The organism is Acidovorax sp. KPB24-07 (genome assembly GCF_057543315.1).
Map to the genome: position 1 here is coordinate 1 of NZ_BAAJYS010000891.1, position 660 is coordinate 660.

Below are 660 nucleotides of genomic sequence, written 5' to 3' on the forward strand. Positions count from 1 at the left end.
GGTCGCCGAAGGCACCGCACCCGCAGCGCAGGCCGCGCCCCCGCAACGGCAAGGGCGCCGGCCCGCAAGGCTCGCAAGGCCCGCGCCGCACGCATCCCGCGCTGGAACAACTGGCCGCGCTGTACCCGCACCTGTTCGGCGCGCAGTTCCTGCCGCTCAAGCGCGGCATCTTCCAGGACCTGCAGGCCGCCCACCCCGATCTGTTCGAGCGCGATGCGCTCAAGCTCGCCCTGGGCATCCACACCCGGTCCACGCGCTACCTGCAGGTGGTGGCCGAAGGCCGCCAGCGCCACGATCTGCAGGGCCATGCCGTGGAGGCCATGGCCCCCGAGCATGTGCACCATGCGCTGCTGGAAGTGTTCCGCCGCCGCAAGCCCCGCGACGGCGAGGACATGACCGCCAAGCTGCGCCGCCGCATCGCGCAGGCCTACGAGGCTTCGGGCCTCACCCGCGAGGCGTACGACGCGCTGGTGCGGGGCCGCGACGAGGCCGCCAATGCCCTGCTCGACGAAGCCTTCGCCGAAGTGGCCGAACGCGACGCCAAGGCCGAGGCGCTGTTGCGTGCCTTCGAGGCCAGCGGCAGCACGGTGGCGCAGTTCGCCGACATGTACGGCATGGACCCGCGCACGGCCGAACGCTCGCTGCACCGCGCGCGCCAGC

1 protein-coding gene is annotated in these 660 nt (G+C 73.0%); it reads left to right on the top strand.

Annotated features, from left to right (window positions below; genetic code table 11):
- On the top strand, positions 1–660 hold a 660-nt coding region (locus AC27IQ_RS26505; protein ID WP_487091445.1), incomplete at both ends, for a ProQ/FINO family protein.